General features: G+C 68.3%; 3 protein-coding genes and 1 riboswitch. Of the genes, 1 reads left to right on the top strand and 2 read right to left on the bottom strand.

Annotated elements, in window-relative coordinates; all coding sequences use genetic code 11:
* Positions 1-959 (bottom strand): thiamine ABC transporter substrate-binding protein (locus tag V7E09_RS14985; protein WP_324523654.1); only part of this gene is annotated, 959 nt, incomplete at its 3' end.
* 40 nt (positions 960-999) lie between these two features.
* A riboswitch (TPP riboswitch) is annotated at positions 1,000-1,106 on the bottom strand.
* 326 nt (positions 1,107-1,432) lie between these two features.
* Positions 1,433-2,692, bottom strand: a complete 1,260-nt coding sequence (locus V7E09_RS14990; RefSeq protein ID WP_324512342.1) for an aspartate kinase — start codon at positions 2,690-2,692, stop codon at positions 1,433-1,435.
* A gap of 203 nt (positions 2,693-2,895) precedes the next feature.
* Between V7E09_RS14990 and V7E09_RS15760 the strand changes: the two genes are divergently transcribed.
* On the top strand, positions 2,896-3,068 hold a 173-nt coding region (locus tag V7E09_RS15760), incomplete at its 3' end, for a DUF1707 SHOCT-like domain-containing protein (RefSeq protein WP_442956902.1).

The following is a 3,068-nucleotide window of genomic DNA, read 5'->3' on the forward strand; positions in this document are numbered from 1 at the left end:
GGGGCGAACTGCACCCACTCGGCCGGGAGCTGCGTGGAGCGGACCGCCGGGTACATGTACATCTGCCCGGGGATGTCGGCCTGCACGTCGGCGCTCAGCATGAAGTCGATGAACTTCTGCGCCCCTTCGGGGTTCTTCGCACCAGCGATGACGCCCGCGTACTCGACCTGCCGAAAGCAGGTTCCCAGGAGCGCTTGGGTGCCCGAGGCACCATCGACGACCTCGGAGGCGGGCGAGGTGGAGTAGCTGAGCGCCAGCGGACGCGGGCCCTTGCCCGCGCTGCCGGAGAACTGAACCGAGTAGGTTTCGGTCCAGTCCTTAGCGACGAGCACCCCGTTGTTCTTCAGGGCCGTCCAGTAGTCGAGGTAACCAGGGTCGCCCTCGGCGCCGACGGTCGCCGTCAGGAAGGCCATGCCGGGCGAGCTGGAGGCTGCATTGGGGACGACGAGCAGATCCTTGTACTCGGCCCTGGTGAGGTCCTCGAGGGTTTGCGGGACGGCCAGGTTGTGCGCGGCGAACCAGGCGGTGTCGGCGTTGACGCACACGTCGCCGAAGTCGATGGGCGTCAGCCGGTTCGAGTCGTCGGCTTTGAGCGCTGCGACGTCGGCGGCGGGCAGCGCGGAGGTGGCATAAGGCGTCGTGACCTGTTCGGTCAGCGCCCGTCCGGCGAAGGTGTTGTCGATGCCGTAGACCACGTCACCCAGGGGCGAGTCCTTCGTCAGGACGAGCTGGTTGACCAGGGTGCCCGCGTCGCCGGGGGCGACGTAGGTGACCTTCAGCCCGGTGGACTGCTCGAAGGACGCGAGCAGTTCAGGGCTGACGTTGAACGAGTCGTGGGTGACGACGGTGAGCGTGGTCGGGGCGGCGCTGGGGGTGCTGGCCCCCGAGGCGGCGCAGCCGGTCAGGGCGAGCGCCGCGGCCAGTGCGGCGGCGAACCCCCCGAGAAACGTGCGGGACATGGTGCTTCCTCCTTGTGTGGAGGGGCCGACCCTGGGCGGGCCGATAGAGAACTCGACTCCCTACGCCGGTGCTAGCCGGATCAGGTTCGAGGGTCTGCGGCGCTCCGCACTCTCAGCGCTCCTGTGAGCGCTCCCCTGTCTGCCTCACAGCTTAGCCCCCGCCCCCGGGCGTCGCCGCCCCCTCGCCGAGGACTGAGCCCCACCCCGCCGAGGACTGAGGGTTCGGGCGCCGAGGACTGAGGTTCGGGCGCCGAGGACTGAGGTTCGGGCGCCGAAGACTGAGGTTCGGACGCCGAAGACTGAGGTTCAGGATGCCGAGGACTGAGGGCCCAGACGCTGAGGACTCCACTCAGGCAACCGGGGTCGATTGGCCGCGGAAATGTCAGGACGCCGGCTCAGCGACGCCAAGTCCTCGACCCGGCCAGGCTCAGTCCTCGGCGCCACCAGCCTCAGTCCTCGGCGGAGGGAGGAGGTTAGCGGCCGGTCCCTGCGTAGACGACCGCCTGACCCTCGGAGTCCAGCCCGAAGGCCGTGTGCACCGCCCGGACGGCCTTGTCGAGCAAGTCGGAGTCGACGATCATCGAGATCCGGATCTCCGAGGTGGAGATCATCTCAATGTTGATCCCGGCTCCGGCCATCGCCCGGAAGGCCGTAGCGGAGACGCCCGGGTGCGACCGCATCCCGACGCCGATCACCGACACCTTGCCGATCTTGTCGTTGTAGATCAGGTCAGAGAACCCGATGGTCGGCTTTGCCGCGCGCAGGGCCGCCATCGCGGCGTCCCCGTCCGACTGAGGCAGCGTGAACGTGATCGCCGTCGTGCCCTCGGCCACCGACACGTTCTGGACGATCATGTCGATGTTGATGCCGGCCTCGGCGACGGTGGTGAAGATCTGCCCGGCCGCACCGAGCCGGTCCGGGACGCCGATCACGGTGATCTTGGCCTCCGAACGGTCGTGCGCAATGCCGGTGATGATGGGATCTTCCACGGTCCGCTCCTCTGTGCTGTCCTTGACCCAGGTGCCCGGCTTGTCCGAGAAGGACGACCGGACGTGCACCGGGACGCCTTCGCGTCCGGCATACTCGACGCACCGCAGATGCAGGATCTTGGCGCCGTTGGCGGCCATCTCCAGCATCTCCTCGTAACTGATCTGCGGGATCCGCGAGGCGCCGGGCACGATCCGCGGGTCGGCCGTGAAGATGCCGTCCACGTCGGAGTAAATCTCGCAGTAGCCCGCCTTGAGCGCGGCGGCCAGCGCCACCGCAGTGGTGTCGGACGCGCCTCGCCCCAGCGTGGTCACGTCCTTGGTGGTCTGCGAGACACCCTGGAACCCGGCGACGATGACGACGTCGCCTTCCTCCAGCGCCGACTCGATGCGGCCGGGCGTGATGTCGATGATGCGGGCGTCGCCATGCTTCTCGGTGGTGATGACGCCTGCCTGGCTACCGGTGAACGAGCGGGCCGTGTAGCCCAGGTCGTTGATCGCCATCGCCAGCAGCGCCGCGCTCATCCGCTCCCCGGCAGTCAGCAGCATGTCGAGTTCGCGGGCCCGCGGGTTCGGGGAGACCTGACCGGCCAGATCGAGCAGTTCGTCAGTGGTGTCACCCATCGCCGAGACGATGACGACGACATCGTTGCCCTGCTGCTGGGTGTCGACGATGCGCTTCGCCACCCGCTTGATGCTTGCGGCGTCGGCGACCGAGGAGCCACCGAACTTCTGCACCACCCTCACGCAGACCTCCTGAGCCGGACGCGAACGCACTGGGTCCGCGTCATCCGAAAAACGCCTCCCCTACTGTGCCACGCTCACCCGCCCTCGCGGCAGGGGTCCGCTGCCTGAACGTCCTCAGGGCTGGGACGGGGGTGAATCCGGTGTCCGTCGCCCCGTCCCGCTTGGGTGGGTCTGGGATGATGGACGCCGGAAGGAGCGCCCGAATGACCCACGAACCTGTGCCGCAGCGTCTCTCAGACGCCGACCGCGACGCGGCCGTCAACGCCTTGCGGCAGCACTACGAGGCCGGTCGCCTCAGCGACGAGGAGTTCGCCGATCGCTCCGGCAAGGCGCTTGAAGCGCGGGTGGCCTCGGAGGCCGACGCGTTGTTCACCGA

This window comes from Propioniciclava sp., from assembly GCF_036744435.1.
Classification (GTDB): Bacteria; Actinomycetota; Actinomycetes; order Propionibacteriales; family Propionibacteriaceae; genus Propioniciclava.